Consider the following 18,750-nt stretch of genomic DNA (forward strand, 5'->3'; position numbering starts at 1 on the left):
AAAACAAAATGAAAACAGCACTTATAACAGGAATCACAGGTCAAGATGGATCATATTTAGCAGAATTATTATTAGAAAAAGGATATATGGTTCATGGTGTAAAAAGAAGAGCTTCTTCTTTTAATACACAGCGTATAGACCACATTTATCAAGATCAACACGAAGCTCATGTGAATTTTAAGCTGCACTATGGGGACTTGACAGATTCTACGAACGTTATTAGAATAATTCAAGAAGTGCAACCTGATGAGATTTATAATTTAGGAGCAATGAGTCACGTAAAAGTATCATTTGACTCTCCAGAATATGTTGCTAATGTTGATGGTATTGGTACACTTAGAATTTTAGAGGCCGTACGTATTTTAGGGCTGGAAAAGAAAACGCGTATTTATCAAGCATCAACTTCTGAATTGTATGGTGGTTTGGCTGAAAATAAAAATGAAAAAGGATTTTATGATGAGAATTCACCTTTTTATCCACGTTCTCCCTATGGAGTAGCAAAAATTTACGGTTTTTGGATTACTAAAAATTATCGTGAGGCATACAACATGTATGCATGTAACGGAATTTTATTCAACCATGAATCGCCACGTCGAGGCGAAACCTTTGTAACTCGTAAAATCACAATGGCTGCCGCTGCAATTGCTTTAGGTGAACAAGAATGCTTATATTTAGGAAACCTAGACGCACAGCGCGACTGGGGGCATGCTAAAGATTATGTGGAAGCTATGTGGCGTATATTGCAGCAAGATGTTGCTGAAGATTATGTTATTGCAATGGGAGAAACTACTTATGTACGTGACTTTGTAAGAATGTCATTTGCTGAGCTTGGTATTGAAATTGAGTTTAAGGGCGAAGGAGTAAATGAAAAAGGTTATGTTGCTTCTTGCAGTAATCCGGCTTATCAAATTGAAGTGGGGAAACAGATTATTGCTGTTGATCCTGAATATTTCCGCCCTACAGAAGTAGATTTGCTTATTGGAGACCCTACTAAATCTAAAACTAAATTGGGATGGGTGCCGAAATATGATTTAGCTGGATTGGTTAAGGAGATGATAGCGTCTGATCTTCAGTATGTACAGAAAGAAAAAATGATAAAAGAAGTGAGGTCAGCTGTTAGATATTAATTAACGGTAAGGCATTATTATTTTTATTATTTAGAAATTTCATATTATGAACAAGACAGATAAAATATATATAGCAGGGCACCGCGGTATGGTCGGGTCGGCTATTTTGAGACAATTAAAAGCTGAAGGGTTTACAAATTTTGTTTTGAAAACTTCGTCAGAATTAGATTTGAGAAATCAGCAGGCAGTTGCAGATTTTTTTGAAAAAGAAAAACCAGATTATGTTTTTTTAGCAGCTGCAAAAGTAGGAGGTATCATTGCCAACAATACTTATAAAGGAGATTTTATTTACGAAAATCTGATGATTCAAAATAATGTTATTCATCAGGCTTATTTAAATGAAGTAAAAAAATTAATGTTTTTGGGCTCTTCTTGTATTTACCCAAAAATGGCTCCTCAGCCATTAAAGGAAGAATATATGCTTACAGGAGAATTGGAGCCAACAAACGAACCTTACGCAATAGCAAAAATTGCAGGTATAAAAATGTGCGACGCTTACAGAGATCAGTTTGGTTGTAATTTTATTTCAGTAATGCCTACCAATTTGTATGGGCCAAATGATAATTACGATTTAAAAAATTCTCATGTATTGCCAGCGATGTTGCGAAAGTTTATTACAGCTAAAAAAAATGGAGATGACTCTGTGACAATTTGGGGTACAGGAAGTCCGAAAAGAGAATTTTTGCATGCCGATGATTTAGCTGAAGCTTGTGTTTATTTAATGAAAAATTATAATGAACAAGGGCTAGTAAATATCGGAGTAGGAGAAGATATCTCTATTTTAGATTTGGCTATTCTGGTTAAAAAAGTTGTTGGATTTGAAGGTGAAATTGTAACAGATACAACTAAGCCAGACGGTACACCACGTAAGCTTATGGATGTTTCTAAACTTCATAGTTTTGGCTGGAAAGCTAAAACTTCTTTAGAAGAAGGCATTCAAAAAGTTTATGACGAAATAAAAGACACAAATTGGGAGTAATCTCGCTAAAATAGATAATGGAATTTACACTGCTGGGACTTATATTAATGATTTTAATGCTTCTCTACTTTAGAGTTGCTGACCGTTATAATATCATTGATAAACCAAATTTAAGAAGCTCACATACTGAGATTACTCTAAGAGGAGGCGGAATCATTTTTTGGTTTGCCTCTTTGATATATTTTGTGCAACATCTCCAAAATAACTATTTGTTTTTTACTGGAATCACCTTAGTTAGTCTGATTAGTTTTTGGGATGATATTCAAAGTTTGTCAAATAAAATCAGAATATCAGTCCATTTTCTGGCTATTTCATTGATTTTTTTTGACCTTGGAATTTTTCAGGTTTTACCAGTTTGGCAGATTATTACGGCTTATATACTTGCTATAGGTTTAATTAATGCCTATAATTTTATGGATGGTATAAACGGGATAACTGGTTTATATACTTTGTCTGTAATGGGAGCATTGTTATTTGTTAATACAAAAATTCAGCTTTTTATTGATGGAAGTTTCATAAAATATGCTATGATTGCAAGCTTGGTGTTTTTGTTCTTTAATTACAGAAAAAGAGCCAAATGTTTTGCTGGAGATGTAGGAAGTATAGCTATTGCATTTTGGATTATTTATTTGGTTTTGAAACTTATTTTGAATACTAATTCTTTAATCTGGCTATTGTTTCTAGCAGTTTACGGAATAGATGCAGTTTGTACGATTCTGCATCGTTTATATCTAAAACAGAATATTTTCGAGGCACACCGTTTACATCTTTATCAGGTTTTAAGCAATGAATATAAGATACAGCACCGACTTGTTTCTTTTTATTATGCTATAGTTCAAAGCGGCATTTCGTTTTTGGTCATATCTCTTTATCAGAAAGTAGAAGATGTAACTTTGTTTGCAATTGTCATTGTTCCACTAGTAATAATTTATTCATCAAAGTTTTATTTGTTGAATAAATATAATATGAAAGCAAGCGCATGAATCCAAAAGTAATTCAGGGAGGGAATTTTTCAGATCATCGGGGAAGCATTTCGTATGTAAATGACTTTACCTTCGAAGACATCGAAAGATTTTATATAATCAGCAATTCTGATGAGAATCCGATTCGTGCATGGCAGGGACATAAATTAGATGCCAAAAATTTTTATTGTTTAACAGGCTCGTTTAAAATTCATTTCGTAAAAGTAGATAATTGGGAAAATCCATCTAAAGATTTGCCAATTGAAACAGTTTTAGTTTCAGAATCTGATAGTAAAGTTGTTCACATTCCTGCGGGCTATGCTAATGCAATAGAATCTTTAGAATCGAATTCAAAATTGATTTCGTTTTCTACTCTTCCATTAACAAAAGTTAGCGAAGATGATGTTCGATATGAAAGTGATTATTGGAAAATAAATGCAGAATAAAAGAATTTATCTTTCGCTGCCAAAACAAAGTGGTTTCGAAGAGCAATACATTAAAAATGCATTTGAGACCAATTGGATTACTTCTGGCGGACCAAATGTGGAAGAGTTTGAGCAGAAATTAGAAAAATATTTTGAAGAGGAATCTTTTGTCACAGCTTTAAATTCCGGGACTTCAGCTATTCATTTGGCATTAGTTTTATTAGGAGTAAAAGCAGGCGATGAAGTAATTTGTCAAAGTATGACATTTTCAGCATCGGCAAATCCAATTTTATATCAGGGAGCCGTTCCGGTTTTTGTAGACAGCGAGATTGATACATGGAATATCTGTCCACAATTTTTAGAATTAGCAATTCAGGATAGAATCAAGAAAGGCAAAAAACCAAAAGCTGTAATAACGGTACATCTCTACGGAAACCCATATAAGGTCGAAGAAGTGCATGTGGTGGCCAATAAATATGATATTCCAGTAATAGAAGATAGTGCAGAGGCATTAGGAAGTAGTTTTAAAGGAAAGAAATGCGGTACTTTTGGTAGTTTGGGAATTTTGTCATTTAACGGAAATAAAATTATAACAACTTCAAGCGGAGGAGCATTGATTTCAAATTCGGAAGTTGACAAGAATAAAGCTTTATTTTTTGCAACTCAAGCCAAAGATAAAGCAGTTCATTATCAGCATAGTGAGATTGGTTATAATTATAGAATGAGTAATATTTGTGCAGGAATTGGTCTTGGCCAAATGGAAATTCTAGAACAAAATATTCAAGAAAGACGAGAAATAAATACTTTTTATAAAGAGCTTTTTAAAGATATTAGCCAGGTTGAAGTTTTTGAAAATACAGACACGAACTTTTTTTCGAACTGTTGGTTGACAACGATTTTAGTTGATGCTCAAAATAAAAAAGGTATAAATAGAGAAAATTTAAGAATGGCATTTGAAGACGCAAATATTGAATGTCGTCCACTTTGGAAGCCAATGCATTTACAACCTGTTTTTGAAAAATATCCTTATTATGGTGAAAATATTGCCGAAGGATTATTTGACAAAGGATTGTGTCTTCCCTCTGGGAATTTATCTTTTGAAGATAAAAATAGAATAACAAAAGTTATTAATAACTTTATAGGAATAAAGTAGAATTGCAAAAATCTCATATGAGACTCGAAGAAACATTTATAAAAGATTTAGTAATTATTGAACCAGTAGTTTTTGGTGATGACAGAGGTTACTTTTTTGAATCATACAATAAAACTACATTTGAAAATTTAGGAATTAATATTGATTTTGTTCAAGATAATCAGTCTTTTTCAAAAAAGGGAACCTTACGAGGGCTACATTATCAAAATCCTCCGTTTGCCCAAACAAAATTAATACGAGTTTTGGATGGCGAAATTATTGATGTAGTCGTCGATTTGCGTAGAGACTCACCTACTTACAAAAAATCTTTTACAATGCATTTATCGGCTGAAAACAAAAAACAATTATTAATTCCACAAGGATTTGCTCATGGTTTTTCTGTTATCAGCGAAACAGCGTCTGTAATGTATAAATGTGATCAATTTTATAATAAAGCATCAGAGGGAGGAATTAAATATGACGATTCTTCTTTAAATATCGATTGGGGTATGGATTTAAAAGACGCTATTGTTTCAGAAAAAGACCAGATACTGCCTTCCATTGAAAATTGTAATAGTTTATTCTAATGAAGAAAATTCTAGTAACAGGAGCAACGGGGCAATTAGGTTCTGAACTTTCAGTTTTATCTTCTTCTTATCCACAATATGAATGGATATTTGCAGATAGAACAAAAATCTCATTAGATGACTTGGATAAACTATCATCTCAATTAAACGAAATTAAACCAGATATTATTTTTAATTGCGGAGCCTATACTGCTGTAGATAAAGCGGAGTCTGAGAGAGATTTAGCTTTTAGAATAAACCACTTAGCAGTAGAATCACTTGCAAAATATGCAGCAGCTAATAATGTTAAATTAATTCATATCTCTACCGATTATGTTTTTGATGGCTCTTCTTCAATTGCCTTAAGTGAAGAAGCTGGAACAAATCCCATCAATGTATATGGAGAAAGTAAATTAGCAGGCGAAATTGCATGTTTGAAAGAAAATCCAAATGCAATCATTATAAGAACTTCTTGGGTTTATAGCACGTTTGGGAATAATTTTGTAAAAACGATGCAGCGATTAATGCAAGAGAGAGAAGAATTAAACGTTGTAAATGATCAAATAGGTTCTCCAACTTATGCTGCTGATTTGGCACAGGCTATGATTGACATAATAGAGTTTCGAGCATGGGTTCCTGGGATTTATCACTATTCAAATGAAGGTGAGATTAGCTGGTATGAATTTGCGCTAAGTATTAAAGATTTAGGAGATTACAATTGTAAAGTTAGAGGAATTCCATCGTCTTCCTATACAACTCCAGCAAAACGACCTAATTTTTCTTTATTGGATAAAACAAAAATTAAATCTGTCTATAATTTAGAAGTTCCATATCACAAAGAAAGTTTAAAGAAAATGTTTGTTTAAATCATGATTCTAAATTTCGTATTCAAATTTGAATCGAATTTTGAGATCTAAAATCAAATTTTATGAAAGGAATTATACTAGCTGGAGGTTCTGGCACAAGATTGCATCCGCTGACATTAGCAGTAAGTAAGCAATTAATGCCCGTTTATGATAAACCCATGATTTACTATCCATTGTCAACATTAATGATGGCAGGAATAAATGAGATTTTAATAATATCTACTCCTCATGATTTGCCTCATTTTAAGAAACTTCTTGGAGATGGAAGCCAAATAGGTTGTAAATTCAGTTATGAAGAGCAGTCCCATCCCAATGGTTTAGCAGAAGCTTTTATAATTGGAGAAGAATTTATCGGAAATGATAAGGTAGCACTAGTATTAGGAGATAATATTTTTTTTGGAACAAGCATGCGTCAATTATTAAAAGACAACGCTGATCCGAATGGAGGTATCGTTTTTGCTTATCACGTTTCCGATCCAGAAAGATATGGTGTAGTAGAATTCGATGAAAATAAAAATGCGATATCTATTGAAGAAAAACCATCTGATCCGAAGTCAAATTATGCTGTTCCCGGACTTTATTTTTACGATAACTCGGTAGTTGAAATTGCAAAAAAAATTAAGCCAAGTGCTCGTGGAGAATACGAGATTACTGATGTCAACAAAGTATATCTTGAAAATGGAAAATTAAAAGTTGGCATACTTGGGAGAGGAACTGCTTGGCTTGATACAGGAACTTTTAATAGTTTAATGCAAGCAGGACAATTTGTACAAGTCTTGGAAGAACGACAGGGATTGAAGGTGGGTTGTATCGAAGAAATTGCATGGAGAGAGGGCTTTATAAACGATGAACAACTAAAAGAAGTCGCCTTGCCATTAGTAAAATCAGGATACGGTAAATATCTTCTGGATTTTTTAACACAAAAAAACAAAGGTGTTAAAATTTAATTTGTAAGCATAAATAAACATTTAGAAAACTTTAATTTGTATTTTTGTATATAGTCAAATTTGACAGATTTAAATAATTACTCAATTGAATACAGAAAAACCTAACAGTTTAGCCTCTATAATATTTAATACTTTTTCGCCAAGAAATCTGAGAGCTAATATTAATAATCTAAGTTATCTGCCTAGGTGGATTATTGTTGTTATTGATATAATGGTTCTGTTTTTTTCTTTTTCGTTTACCTACATGCTTTTTGATGGTACTGCGATTGGTTACATCATTACATCTCATGATTTTTATTTTGTCGGAGGATTAATTTTTGTCAATATCTTTTTCTTTTGGCTTTTCAGAACTTATTCTGGAATTATAAGGCATTCCTCCTATATTGATGCTATTAAACTGCTTTTTTCTCAAATGTCGGTTTTAGTGTTTTTCTTGTTCTTTAATTTGGTTTTCGAATTATATACAGGACATAAAGCATTTTTAAATACAGCTCTTTTTATAAATTTGGTTTTGTCTTTCTGCGGTTTGTTTTTGTACAGGGTAATCGTAAAACAGACTTTTGAAATGTATTTTTCGGAAAAAGCAAGTACAAAACTAATAAGGACAGTTATTTACGGTACTGATGCAAATGCCATCTCTGTGGCTAATGCATTAAAATTTGAATCGCCTTCTCGCTTTAAGATTGTTGGTTTTGTCGATAAAAACAATCAGAATGCTTCTAAAAGAATGTTGGATCTTCCGATTCTTATCTTAAGAAAAAAACTGCCTGCACTAATGCGCTCTGTTGCTGCTGAAGGTGTGATTATAGCAGACAAAAGTTTGACAAAAGACGAACAACTTATCATAGTTGACCAATGTCTTGAATTCAACTACCGAGTTTATACGGTTCCGTTGATTTCGGATTGGGAAAATCAAAAGGAGATTTCGCAAAAGGTAAAAAATATACAGATTGAAGATTTATTAGAAAGAAAACCTATAGTTCTAGATAGTAAATCTATTTCAAAACAGCTTAAAGATAAAACAATTCTAATTACACGCAGGTTCAATAGGAAGCGAAATTGTAAGACAGGTTTTAAATTTCAATCCTAAAAAGGTAATCATACTGGATCATGCTGAAACACCACTTCATAATTTATGTTTGGAAATTCAGAATATGAATTTGTCTACAAAAATGGTTGCGGTAATAGCAGATGTAAGAAGCCACAAAGCACTTGAAAAAATATTCAAAAATTATAATCCACATGTCGTTTTTCATGCTGCTGCTTATAAACATGTGCCATTGATGGAGGAGAATCCGGCACAAGCTATTCATACCAATATAAAAGGTACCAAAAACCTAGCAGACCTATCTTGTAAGTATCGGGTGAAGAAATTTGTGATGGTTTCTACAGACAAAGCTGTAAATCCGAGCAACGTAATGGGGGCGAGTAAACGTATTGCCGAAAAATATGTTCAGTCTTTATTCTTAAAAAATCAAAAGGAAAATGTTGAAGGAGGAACCAAGTTTATTACTACTCGTTTCGGAAATGTTTTAGGTTCTAATGGGTCTGTTGTTCCTTTGTTTACAAAACAAATTGCAGAGGGCGGACCAGTTACAATTACGCATCAGGATATTATCAGATATTTTATGACGATTCCAGAAGCTTGCCAATTGGTGCTTGAAGCAGGTGCAATGGGGAATGGAGGCGAAATTTACATTTTTGATATGGGCAAGCCTGTTCGAATTATCGATTTAGCCAAAAAGATGATCAAACTAGCAGGATTTATTCCAGATAAAGAAATTAAAATTAAGATTGTAGGTCTTCGTCCTGGCGAAAAACTTTACGAAGAATTGTTGAATGACACTTCAAAAACACTTCCGACTTATCATAACAAAATCATGATTGCGCAGGAAATACAGGACGAATACGAAAATCTCCACATCGATGTAGAAGAACTAATCGGAATTGCAGACTTTTATGATAATGACGATATAGTGGCAAAAATGAAAAAAATTGTTCCGGAATTTAAAAGTATGAACTCGGCTTTTGAAGTTCTTGATAAATAAATTATATATTTGGACAAAATTTAAATAGTAGAAAAAGGTGTTTTTTAAACGCCTTTTTCCATTTTTAGGAATTTCCATAAAAGGTAAAAATCTTGTTAAATCTAGTGGTTTTTAAGTTTTATTCTTAGAATTTCTGAAAAAGCTATTTTAAAAATTATGTAATCAAAACAAATGAACCCTACCCCCCAATCTAAAGAATGGTTGTTTGAAATAACACCAAAGAACAAATTTTTATCTCTAAATTTTAAAGAAATTTGGCAGTATCGAGATTTATTAATGCTTTTTGTAAAAAGAGATATAATTACTGTTTATAAGCAAACAGTTTTGGGACCACTTTGGTATTTAATTCAACCCCTCTTTACATCGATAACTTTTACAATAATATTTAATAACGTTGCCGGAATTAAAACAGGAACTATTCCTCCTTTTTTATTCAATTTAGGAAGTATAATGGTTTGGAATTATTTTACTGCTTGTTTGACCGGAACTTCCGATACTTTTAAATCTAATGCCAGCATATTCGGAAAAGTATATTTTCCGAGAATTATTACTCCTCTCTCTATAGTGATTTCGAATTTACTCAAATTTGGAATTCAGTTTGGTATTTTTATAGCATTCTATATTTTTTATTATGTGAGAGGGTTTAATTTAAGCTTAAATGTATCGGTATTGTTTTTTCCTGTGTTAATTGCATTTATGGGGATTTTAGGACTAGGATTGGGCATGGTGATTTCCTCAATGGTCACAAAATATCGTGATTTGAATAATCTAGTAGGTTTTGGAGTTCAATTGCTTATGTATATATCTGCCGTAATGTATCCGATGGAGCTAATAAAACAAAAATTACCCAATTTAGGATGGATTGTAGAATACAATCCATTGGCTTACGTTATAGAGACTTCTCGTTATATGCTTTTAAATATTGGTGACATTTCATTTCTAGGTCTAACTTACGCAATGGTAGTAACTTTGGTTATTTTCTTTTCTGGATTATTGGTTTTTAATAGAACAGAGAAAAGTTTCATAGATACCGTATAATTGACTTCGAAAAAGATTTTATAAAATGAAAGATATAATTTTAAAAGCTGAAAATATTTCTAAGCAATACCGTTTAGGTCAGGTAGGCACAGGAACTTTGAGTCATGACTTAAACCGATGGTGGTACAAAATTCGTGGAAAAGAAAATCCGTATCTCAAAATTGGAGATACGAACGACCGTTCCACAAAAGGAACATCAGACTATGTCTGGGCGCTACAAGATATTAATTTTGAAGTAGAACGTGGAGAAGTTTTAGGCATCATTGGTAAGAATGGTGCAGGAAAATCTACTCTTTTAAAAATACTTTCTAAAGTTACAGCTCCAACAACTGGAAGCATTAAATCTCGAGGACGTATCGCTTCTTTATTAGAAGTTGGTACAGGATTTAATGGCGAAATGACTGGTCGAGAAAATATATTTCTTAATGGAGCCATTTTAGGAATGACTAAGAAAGAAATTGCTTCGAAACTAGATGAAATTATCGAGTTTTCGGGATGCGAACGTTATATTGATACTCCGGTAAAAAGATATAGCTCCGGAATGACAGTTCGTTTGGCATTTGCAGTTGCGGCTTTTTTAGAGCCTGAAATTTTGGTTGTTGACGAAGTTTTGGCGGTTGGCGATGCAGAGTTTCAAAAGAAGGCGATTGGTAAGATGCAGGATATTTCGAGAGGTGAAGGGAGAACGGTTTTGTTTGTGAGCCATAATATGGCAGCTGTAAAGAGTTTATGTACTAGAGGTATTGTAATGGAATTTGGAAAAATAATCTTTGAGGGAAGTATTGATGATAGTATAAATTATTATTCTGAAATTTTCTCAAAAACCTTTAAAGAAGATCCTATACATAAAGATTATGCAAACAAAATAGAATTTAGATTTTCAAATTTTGAAGTTAATGACAAACTAATTCACAGTGGAGCAACATTGTTTTTAGGACAAAAAATTAAATTGAAACTACAGTTTTTAATAAAAGATAATTTAGACGATTTGTCTATTGCCTTTGATGTGATTAATAAAAGTGGAGAGTTGGTTTCACACTTAACAAATGAAGATGATGGTTTTTACATATATAAATTAGTAAAAGGTGATTTTTTAAACATTGAAATTGAAACAGCAGAATTATTATTCATACCAGGATTTTATTGTATAAATCTTTGGGTAGGAATAGCTCAAAGGCAAGCTTTGTATGATATTAAGAATTTTTTCTCTTTTTCATTAGAACAAAGTAATTATTCTAAAAGAACTAAAGCTTTACCACAACATGCAAAAATGTATTTGCATTCTAATTGGAAGATACCTGATATAGCAAAAAATGATTAAGAGATTTTTTTTTAAAAGTTTAAGTTCTCTTCGTTTTTCAGTTTTTAAAATAATCAGAACTCCATATTACTCTTTATTTAGAGATGATATTGTAAATTCTTTATCTAAGAATATATCAATTGTATCTACAACAGATACTCTAGATGAAGTAGAAGCATCAATATTAACGAAACAAAAAGGAGCTTACTTAAGATTTGGAGATGGAGATGTTTTTTTGATGAATGGAATGAGAGATTCCTATCAAACAACTGATAAAAAACTTTCAGAAGAAATGAAGGAAGTTTTTTTGATGCAAGGCTCGCATATTTACAAGTGCCTCGCAATACATTCCGATAGATTTGGGTATGAAGAAGGAATGTCAGCTGGAAATCATAAAAATGAAGATAAATTTGCTTTAAAATTATTTACAGCTTGCTTTGTATATTTTGTCGGTTGCAAAATATATAGCCCAGTTGCGTTACACTTTACTTCTACAAATAATGTTGCAAGAGCAAATTCATTCTTGAAAACTTTAAAGAGTAATACTAAAATATTTGTCGGGAATCAATCTGTGAATGTGGATTTGAAAGAATTGCTTTTTGGGAGTAAAGCAGTACACGTAAAAACTCCTGAAAAAGACGCTTATTCTGAAATTGATAGAATTGAAAATGAGGTACTGAACTTGATTGCAACAAATGATGATTTCTTTGTGATTACTATTGCAATGGGATGTTCTGGTAGACCATTAATGAAAAGAATTTGGGAAAAAAATCATAATGTTTTTTTATTTGATTTTGGAAGTTTACTAGATGGTATTTCTGGAAACAACACAAGGAAATGGCTAAAAATAAATAATCTTGATCTTGATTTATTATTAAAAGGATTAGACGAAGTCGAATGAAAAATAAAAAGGTTGGAGTTGTAATAGTAACATTCAATGGAATGAAATGGATTGAAGCATGTTTAGCTAGTCTAATAAATAGCACTATTCCATTATCCATAATTGTAGTAGATAATAATAGCACTGATGATACGGTTTCGTTTGTTAAAAATAATTTCAAAGATATAATCCTATTAGAGCAAACTCAAAATATAGGATTTGGTAAAGCCAATAATTTAGGAATTAAAAAAGCTTATGAAGAAGGAGCTGATTATGTTTTTTTATTAAACCAAGATGCTTGGGTTGAACCTGACACAATATCAAACTTAGTAAAAGCTCAAAAAAATCAGCCAGAATATGGTATTGTAAGTCCTATGCATCTAAATGGGAAAGGCGATGCGCTGGATTATAATTTTTCCAATTATATAAATCCTTCAAAATGTAAAAATCTATATTCAGATATTTTTTTAAATAAAACATTAGAAGGAATATATGAAACTGATTTTGTAAATGCAGCAGCATGGCTGCTTTCTAGAAACTGCATAGAAATGGTTGGCGGATTTAATCCATCTTTTTTTCATTATGGCGAAGATCTTAATTACGTGGAAAGATTAAAATATCATGGACTTAAAACAGGTGTTTTGCCAACTTCTATAATTTATCATGATAGGGAATATAGAAAACCAAACAAATTTTTTAGTGATCTAAATATAATTTATAATCGTTCATTAATACTTGAATATTCAAATCCTTTTGAAATCAAAACTTTTAATAAAGAGTATTTGAAGTGCATAAAAAAAATATTTAAAGCGCTGTTTCTTTTTAATTTTAATCAATTAAAACAAAGTTTTTTCAAAATTAAAATATTAAACAATTTGGATAAAAAGCAAATAATTAGAAATAGGGCAGAGTCCAGAAGAACTAAAAACTCTTTTATAAATTAGTTTAATGATTCCTTTAATTTCTATCATTATTCCGGCTTATAATAGAGCTCATATTATACATGAAACTTTAGAAAGTATTTGTGAACAATCATATCAAAACTGGGAATGTATTATTGTGGATGATGGATCTACAGATAATACTAATCAGATTGTAAATCACTATATAGAAAAAGACAGCCGTTTTCAATTTTACAACAGACCTTCTGACCGCTTAAAAGGGGCAAATGCCTGCAGGAATTTCGGACTGGAAAAGAGTAAAGGCGAATATGTAATGTTTCTTGATTCTGATGATGTTTGCGAGTCTTTTTGTTTGGAGGAAAGAGCCAGTATTGTGTCCGGTGATTTTTCCATAGATTTATTAGTTAGAGATACTGCTTATTTTATTGATAATGTAAAACAATTATTTTCTATCAATAAAGATCCGGAAACAAAGAATAGCGAAAATTATCTAAGCATGTTCTTAAGATATAAAATTCCTTGGCCGATTATGGCCTGTTTATATAAAAAAAGCAGTATTGGGAATTGTAGATTTGATGAAAATTTAAAGCGTTTTCAAGATTTAAGTTTTAATATTAGAGTACTTTCGCAATCTAAAAAGGTGAAAATACATCGAGATTTTAAAATTGATAATTATTACCGAGATGATAAACAAAAGATTCTGAGTCCAAGTTTTATTAAGAATATTTATGAGTCACTTAATGTGTTTCATCAAATTCACAGAGATTTATTAGCAAATAGAAATTATAAACTTGAATTTAGGAAATTTAACAGTAAAATCATAATTCAGTTTGTGATGCCTTATTTTTATCAAAATAGGAAAGAATCTAATAAATTTCTTTTCTGGACAATTAAATCCAATATTTTTGCAGCAAATCAGAAATTGGCAGTAATAATGACAATGCTTTTTTTAAATACTGGACTATTTAAAATGAAAGGTATTGGTATGAACAGACTTAGAAATAAATTTAAAAAATCACAAATTAATTAGATAGGCGAGTGTTGGAGAAAACCCTTATTTCTGTTATTGTACCTTGCTATAATCAGGCTCATTTCTTGTCTGAAACATTACAGTCTGTTTTAGATCAAACTCTAGCAGATTGGGAATGTATTATTGTTAATGACGGCAGTTTGGACAATACTGAAGAGATAGCTCAAGAGTGGTGCAATAAGGATTACCGTTTTAAATATCTCAAAAAAGAAAACGGAGGTTTGTCGAGCGCAAGAAACGCTGGAATTGTAATTAGTAAAGGGAGGTATATTCTGCCACTTGATTCAGATGATAAAATTCATTCAACATTTCTGGAAAAGATAGAATTGGCTTTTGCAAAAAGTAAGGATTTAAAGTTAGTTACCTCAAAAATAAAGTTTTTTGGTGTCACTAATGATGAGATGAAATTACCAGATTATAGCTATCAGAAATTGTTGGTGAGAAATTGTTTTGTTTGTTGCTCATGTTTCGAAAAAAAAGAATGGGAAAGAGTAAATGGTTATGATGAAAGCATGAAATCATTTGAAGATTGGGAGTTTTGGATCAGAATTCTGGATGAAAAGAGTCAAGTTTATAAGATTCCCGAATTTATGTTTTTTTACAGAAAACACAAACTTGGCAGTATGAGTAATAAATTTGTGAGAGATCCTGATTTTTATTTCGGTCTATACGATTATGTTTATGAAAAGCACAAAGAAATTTATAAAAAACATTTTCCAAACCCGATTATAGCCTTTAACGAAAATTTGATTTTAAAAGAATTCAATGAAAAAGTCAAAAGGAATATTTTATTCAAATTGTTAGTGAAAATCAAGAGCAAATTATGAAAATTAGTGTTGTAATTAGAACTAAAAATCAAGAGAAAGCACTTGATTTCCTACTTAAAAATTTAAAGCAGCGTTATGCTCAGGACATTGATGAGGTTGTTGTTTTGGATAACTTATCTGTTGATGCTACCCGCAAAATAACAGAAAAATACGAGGCTAGATTTGTCTCAATAGAAAAATTCAGTTACGGAGGCAGTGCTAATATAGGAGCTTCATCAGCAAGAAATGAAATTGTGGTTATATTTAGTGCACATTCTTATCCCGTAAGTCCTGATTTTTTTAAGGTTATTAAACAAAAATTTGAAGAAAATCCTCATTTGGCAGGTGTAAGATGTCTTCATTCAACCAATGATTACAAGAATTACATATTGGGTATCGACGCAATTACCGATCCGAATAAATCAGGCCTGATTTTCTCTGGTTCAGCTTTTAAGAGAGAGGTATGGGAAATTATTCCTTTTAACGAAAATGTACCGACTTTTGAAGATAAAGACTGGACTAAAAAAGTCTTAAAAGCAGGGTATAAAATTGATTTTGCCCCAGTAGTTTTTAATTATGAAGTTAAAAGAACACCAGCCCAAGAATATTTCCGATTTACAAGAGATGTTTTTGGAAATTATCAGATTTGGCATCATGAAGATTCAGGACTTTCAATTCTAAAAGGATTTATAATGTCTTTAATCAGAATAATAAAACAATCTTTCGTACAAACATATTACGCCTTTAAAAGAATGTTTTTTATGGTTCGATTTAAATTTAACAAACCTCAAAAGTTCGATTATTAATGAGAATCATTTTTTTGTATTGGTGTTCTTTAAACCGAGAAGACAAAAGAGATAATTACGGCGATGTATTATCAAAGTACATAGTCAAAAAGCTTAGTAAGTCTTTTGTAATTAAGGTTAAATATCCGTCATCTCGATTCTATAATTTCTTTGTAAAAAACTACAGCGTGATAGGCAGTATCATAACGGCTGCGAGTGTGAACACAATTGTTTGGGGAAGCGGTATCATAAAGAAAAATGAGAACATCAGAAAAGCTAAGTTTTTAGCAGTAAGAGGTCCACGTACTAGAAAACGAATAATGGAGTTAGGATATGAAGTGCCAGAGGTTTATGGCGATCCTGCCATTCTACTTCCTGTCTTATTTGAAAATAAAACAGAAAAGAAATTTGAAATCGGAATTATACCGCATTATGTAGATTACGAAGAAGTAAATGAATTTTATAAAAATGATTCTAGAATAAAAGTAATTGATTTACTGACTTCTGATGTTGAACAGACAACCGTCGAAATTTTAGAATGTGAACAAATTGTAGCATCATCCCTGCATGGCGTTATAGTTTCGCAGGCCTATAATATTCCAGCTTTATGGGTTAAATTTTCAGATAAATTATCCGGAGATAATGTTAAGTTTTACGATTATTTTGAGTCGTTAAATATTCAATACAATAAAGAGTTTTCGTATAACGTAAGCGATTTAACGTATGAGCAGATAAAGATTTTGTTGTCTGCCGAGAAAGAGATTTTGCTTCCTAAAGAAGAAATCGTTTCTCTTAGAAGACAAGAATTACTAAACACTTGCCCTTTTACAAAATGAGAGTAGGCGATAATCCGGTAAGAGATCAAAAAATAAAAAAAAGTGATGCTTTTCATAGAGTTATCATTCCGTTGTACATTCCTAATGAAGAAGGATATTATGCAGATGCTTTCGAGATTTTTAAATATTGTTTGTTATCTGTAAAAAAAACGAGTAATTCTTTTATTAAGATATCTGTGGTAAGTAACGGCAGCTGTGCAGCGGTTAATGAAAAATTAGCATTGCTTTTTAATGAAGACGCCATTGACGAACTAATTATCGAAAAAAGGGCTATAGGCAAGATCAATAGTATCTTGAAAGCTCTTCGAACTGCAGACGAACGTTTGATTACAGTGACCGATGCTGACGTTTTGTTTGATAACAATTGGGAAAAAGCAGTATTAGACGTTTTTAAGGCATTTCCGAAAGCAGGTTCAGTAAGCCCAGTTCCGGTTTTTAGAACTCATTTTAGACATACGGGCAACATCTGGATCAAACATTTTTTTTCTAAAAAATTATATTTTAGATCTGTTAAAAATCCAGAAGGATTAACAGCATTTGCGAAAAGCATTGGTTGGTCAAGGTTAGATTTAAAGTTTAAAGATGTAATTGGAACGATAAAAGCCAATGATACGACTGCTGTTTTAGGATGTTCGCATTTTGTAGTTACCTACAAACGAGAAGTTTTTAATGAATCACCCAAAAAAAACACCGATTTTTTATTAGGTGGAAACAGTGAACATTTATATCTGGACGTCCCGGTTTTGAAAATGGGAGGTTATCGTCTTGCGACTTATGATAATCATGCTTTTCATATGGGAAATAGTTTAGAGCCATGGATGAAAGATGTGTATGATAATTTGATAACGAGTGAAAAGCAGGTTTTAGATTATAGTTCTTTAAAGAAACTTAAAAAGAACAAGCTGGAATATTTTTTAGGTGAAAAAATATTCAGAAAAATTATCGGCATAAAAACAATCCAAAAAAATATGCTTCGATATAAAGGACTGACAAGCGAACAAATTAAAAATTTTACAAGTTGATCTCAATTGTTTTAACCAATCGAAATCGCGATTTAAACATTGTGAAAAAATGTTTAGACTCGCTCAAAAATCAGTCTAATGATTGGTTTGACTTGTTTTTTGTAGATTACGGTTCTGATAAAAACTATTTGGTCAGCTTAGAAGAATTGCTGCATTCGTATCCAAAGATAAATTTTATAGGTTGTTGTGTTTCGGGACAACTTTGGAATAAATGCAGAGCTATTAATATTGCTCTAAAAGAATGTAAAACAGACTTTTTTTTCGTTGGAGACATAGACATGATTTATCATCCGGATTTTGTAAAAAGGCTTCATGAACTCAAAAATGAAAAAGTTGTTAAATATTTTCAGGTTGGCTTTTTAGATAAACAAGAAAGTGAAAAAAGCAGATTGTTCAAAGAGTATAAAATTAGCTTTAACTCGACCGATAATGCAACTGGCATGACTTTGTATCCAACCGAATTGCTTAAGCAGATAAACGGATTTGATGAATTTTACCATGGCTGGGGATCTGAAGATACAGATGTGCATGTCAGATTAAAAAATCTTGGAATATCTGTTGAGTATTATGATAAGGAAATATTGATGCTGCATCAGTGGCACGCCAAAGTATATCGCTCAGTTCAAAATATAGCAGGCTTTCATACATCACTAGAAAAAATTAATGCAAGATATCTTTTGCAGACTCAGGAGTTTGAAAAAACAAGAGCCAATCTTAATTTTGAGTGGGGAGTTATTCCAAATCATGATGATTATATGTCTCTGGATAATCCTAATGTTTTTATTTCGATAACAAACGAAAGAGCAACAGTTGATGCCTTGCTTAGGGGAACCTTAGTTGATTTAAAAAACTCAATAGTAGAAATAGAAATAAATAAAGCTCAGGAAGAGAAAACTAAAAATCTGATCAAAAAAGCTATAGGTAAAAAATACATAGAATATTATGAACTGCAAATGATAAATGATCTGCTTTTAGAATTAATAATTTCTTCTTTCAGAAATGCACCTTATCAATATTCTATAAGTCAAAATAAAATTCGTTTAAGAATAAAATTGTGATTAATAAATTAAAGATGAGAAAAAATAAAGAATACCTGAAT

Annotated in this window: 18 protein-coding genes and 1 pseudogene; all 19 read left to right on the forward strand. The window is 31.6% G+C overall.

Annotation, left to right across the window (positions count from 1 at the left end):
- Positions 1 to 8 precede the first annotated feature (8 nt).
- The 19 genes and pseudogenes from gmd to E0W73_RS15010 all read left to right on the forward strand — a co-directional run bounded on the left by gmd (position 9) and on the right by E0W73_RS15010 (position 18,709).
- Positions 9 to 1,127 carry a GDP-mannose 4,6-dehydratase gene (gene gmd, locus E0W73_RS14920; RefSeq protein ID WP_135222852.1) on the forward strand — a complete coding sequence of 373 codons (1,119 nt, stop codon included), beginning with the start codon at positions 9 to 11 and terminating at the stop codon, positions 1,125 to 1,127.
- Positions 1,128 to 1,173: 46 nt separating this feature from the next.
- Positions 1,174 to 2,106, forward strand: a complete 933-nt coding sequence (fcl, locus tag E0W73_RS14925; RefSeq protein WP_135222853.1) for a GDP-L-fucose synthase — start codon at positions 1,174 to 1,176, stop codon at positions 2,104 to 2,106.
- Between the two features lie 17 nt (positions 2,107 to 2,123).
- Positions 2,124 to 3,089 (forward strand): MraY family glycosyltransferase, encoded by a 966-nt coding sequence (locus E0W73_RS14930; RefSeq protein WP_135222854.1) that lies wholly within the window; start codon positions 2,124 to 2,126, stop codon positions 3,087 to 3,089.
- Positions 3,086 to 3,514, forward strand: a complete 429-nt coding sequence (locus E0W73_RS14935) for a WxcM-like domain-containing protein (protein WP_135222855.1) — start codon at positions 3,086 to 3,088, stop codon at positions 3,512 to 3,514. Before E0W73_RS14930 ends, E0W73_RS14935 begins: the two co-directional genes overlap by 4 nt.
- Complete coding sequence (locus E0W73_RS14940) at positions 3,504 to 4,646, forward strand: DegT/DnrJ/EryC1/StrS family aminotransferase (RefSeq protein ID WP_135222856.1); 1,143 nt, start codon at positions 3,504 to 3,506, stop codon at positions 4,644 to 4,646. The genes E0W73_RS14935 and E0W73_RS14940 overlap by 11 nt, the downstream gene beginning before the upstream one ends.
- Before the next feature lie 17 nt (positions 4,647 to 4,663).
- The gene (gene rfbC, locus E0W73_RS14945) at positions 4,664 to 5,212 is read left to right on the forward strand and encodes a dTDP-4-dehydrorhamnose 3,5-epimerase (RefSeq protein ID WP_135222857.1); all 549 of its coding nucleotides are present in this window, start codon (positions 4,664 to 4,666) and stop codon (positions 5,210 to 5,212) included.
- Positions 5,212 to 6,057: a dTDP-4-dehydrorhamnose reductase gene (rfbD, locus tag E0W73_RS14950; protein WP_135222858.1), complete on the forward strand. Its 846-nt coding sequence runs from the start codon at positions 5,212 to 5,214 to the stop codon at positions 6,055 to 6,057. Before rfbC ends, rfbD begins: the two co-directional genes overlap by 1 nt.
- A gap of 62 nt (positions 6,058 to 6,119) precedes the next feature.
- Complete coding sequence (gene rfbA / locus E0W73_RS14955; RefSeq protein WP_135222859.1) at positions 6,120 to 7,004, forward strand: glucose-1-phosphate thymidylyltransferase RfbA; 885 nt, start codon at positions 6,120 to 6,122, stop codon at positions 7,002 to 7,004.
- A gap of 118 nt (positions 7,005 to 7,122) precedes the next feature.
- Positions 7,123 to 9,052, forward strand: a pseudogene (locus tag E0W73_RS14960) (polysaccharide biosynthesis protein).
- A 171-nt stretch (positions 9,053 to 9,223) separates the two neighbouring features.
- The gene (locus tag E0W73_RS14965; RefSeq protein ID WP_135222860.1) at positions 9,224 to 10,090 is read left to right on the forward strand and encodes an ABC transporter permease; all 867 of its coding nucleotides are present in this window, start codon (positions 9,224 to 9,226) and stop codon (positions 10,088 to 10,090) included.
- 25 nt (positions 10,091 to 10,115) lie between these two features.
- Positions 10,116 to 11,411 carry an ABC transporter ATP-binding protein gene (locus tag E0W73_RS14970; protein ID WP_135222861.1) on the forward strand — a complete coding sequence of 432 codons (1,296 nt, stop codon included), beginning with the start codon at positions 10,116 to 10,118 and terminating at the stop codon, positions 11,409 to 11,411.
- Positions 11,404 to 12,291 carry a GT-D fold domain-containing glycosyltransferase gene (locus E0W73_RS14975; protein ID WP_135222862.1) on the forward strand — a complete coding sequence of 296 codons (888 nt, stop codon included), beginning with the start codon at positions 11,404 to 11,406 and terminating at the stop codon, positions 12,289 to 12,291. The genes E0W73_RS14970 and E0W73_RS14975 overlap by 8 nt, the downstream gene beginning before the upstream one ends.
- Positions 12,288 to 13,214 (forward strand): glycosyltransferase family 2 protein, encoded by a 927-nt coding sequence (locus tag E0W73_RS14980; RefSeq protein ID WP_135222863.1) that lies wholly within the window; start codon positions 12,288 to 12,290, stop codon positions 13,212 to 13,214. The genes E0W73_RS14975 and E0W73_RS14980 overlap by 4 nt, the downstream gene beginning before the upstream one ends.
- Positions 13,215 to 13,218: 4 nt before the next feature.
- Entirely contained in the window at positions 13,219 to 14,202 is a 984-nt protein-coding gene (locus tag E0W73_RS14985; protein WP_135222864.1) for a glycosyltransferase family 2 protein, read from the forward strand.
- Positions 14,203 to 14,213: 11 nt separating this feature from the next.
- Entirely contained in the window at positions 14,214 to 15,029 is an 816-nt protein-coding gene (locus E0W73_RS14990; RefSeq protein WP_162847714.1) for a glycosyltransferase family 2 protein, read from the forward strand.
- A complete protein-coding gene (locus E0W73_RS14995; protein WP_135222866.1) occupies positions 15,026 to 15,814 on the forward strand; it encodes a glycosyltransferase in 789 nt (262 codons plus the stop codon). The genes E0W73_RS14990 and E0W73_RS14995 overlap by 4 nt, the downstream gene beginning before the upstream one ends.
- Positions 15,814 to 16,629, forward strand: coding sequence for a polysaccharide pyruvyl transferase family protein (locus E0W73_RS15000; protein WP_135222867.1), 816 nt, complete (start codon positions 15,814 to 15,816; stop codon positions 16,627 to 16,629). Before E0W73_RS14995 ends, E0W73_RS15000 begins: the two co-directional genes overlap by 1 nt.
- Positions 16,626 to 17,651 (forward strand): glycosyltransferase family A protein, encoded by a 1,026-nt coding sequence (locus tag E0W73_RS15005; protein WP_135222868.1) that lies wholly within the window; start codon positions 16,626 to 16,628, stop codon positions 17,649 to 17,651. Before E0W73_RS15000 ends, E0W73_RS15005 begins: the two co-directional genes overlap by 4 nt.
- On the forward strand, positions 17,648 to 18,709 hold the full coding sequence (locus tag E0W73_RS15010) for a glycosyltransferase family 2 protein (protein WP_135222869.1): 1,062 nt from the start codon (positions 17,648 to 17,650) through the stop codon (positions 18,707 to 18,709). Before E0W73_RS15005 ends, E0W73_RS15010 begins: the two co-directional genes overlap by 4 nt.
- Positions 18,710 to 18,750 lie beyond the last annotated feature (41 nt).

Origin of the sequence: Flavobacterium foetidum, from assembly GCF_004634245.1 — a bacterium.
Classification (GTDB): domain Bacteria; phylum Bacteroidota; class Bacteroidia; order Flavobacteriales; family Flavobacteriaceae; genus Flavobacterium; species Flavobacterium foetidum.

Coding starts and splice junctions, on each gene's coding strand:
- rfbC (WP_135222857.1), top strand. CDS start 4,664: ATGAGACTCGAAGAAACATTTATAAAAGATTTAGTAATTATTGAACCA.
- E0W73_RS14970 (WP_135222861.1), top strand. CDS start 10,116: ATGAAAGATATAATTTTAAAAGCTGAAAATATTTCTAAGCAATACCGT.
- rfbD (WP_135222858.1), top strand. CDS start 5,212: ATGAAGAAAATTCTAGTAACAGGAGCAACGGGGCAATTAGGTTCTGAA.
- E0W73_RS15000 (WP_135222867.1), top strand. CDS start 15,814: ATGAGAATCATTTTTTTGTATTGGTGTTCTTTAAACCGAGAAGACAAA.
- E0W73_RS15005 (WP_135222868.1), top strand. CDS start 16,626: ATGAGAGTAGGCGATAATCCGGTAAGAGATCAAAAAATAAAAAAAAGT.
- E0W73_RS14965 (WP_135222860.1), top strand. CDS start 9,224: ATGAACCCTACCCCCCAATCTAAAGAATGGTTGTTTGAAATAACACCA.
- gmd (WP_135222852.1), top strand. CDS start 9: ATGAAAACAGCACTTATAACAGGAATCACAGGTCAAGATGGATCATAT.
- E0W73_RS14995 (WP_135222866.1), top strand. CDS start 15,026: ATGAAAATTAGTGTTGTAATTAGAACTAAAAATCAAGAGAAAGCACTT.
- E0W73_RS14980 (WP_135222863.1), top strand. CDS start 12,288: ATGAAAAATAAAAAGGTTGGAGTTGTAATAGTAACATTCAATGGAATG.
- E0W73_RS14940 (WP_135222856.1), top strand. CDS start 3,504: ATGCAGAATAAAAGAATTTATCTTTCGCTGCCAAAACAAAGTGGTTTC.
- fcl (WP_135222853.1), top strand. CDS start 1,174: ATGAACAAGACAGATAAAATATATATAGCAGGGCACCGCGGTATGGTC.
- rfbA (WP_135222859.1), top strand. CDS start 6,120: ATGAAAGGAATTATACTAGCTGGAGGTTCTGGCACAAGATTGCATCCG.
- E0W73_RS14930 (WP_135222854.1), top strand. CDS start 2,124: ATGGAATTTACACTGCTGGGACTTATATTAATGATTTTAATGCTTCTC.
- E0W73_RS14975 (WP_135222862.1), top strand. CDS start 11,404: ATGATTAAGAGATTTTTTTTTAAAAGTTTAAGTTCTCTTCGTTTTTCA.
- E0W73_RS14935 (WP_135222855.1), top strand. CDS start 3,086: ATGAATCCAAAAGTAATTCAGGGAGGGAATTTTTCAGATCATCGGGGA.
- E0W73_RS14985 (WP_135222864.1), top strand. CDS start 13,219: ATGATTCCTTTAATTTCTATCATTATTCCGGCTTATAATAGAGCTCAT.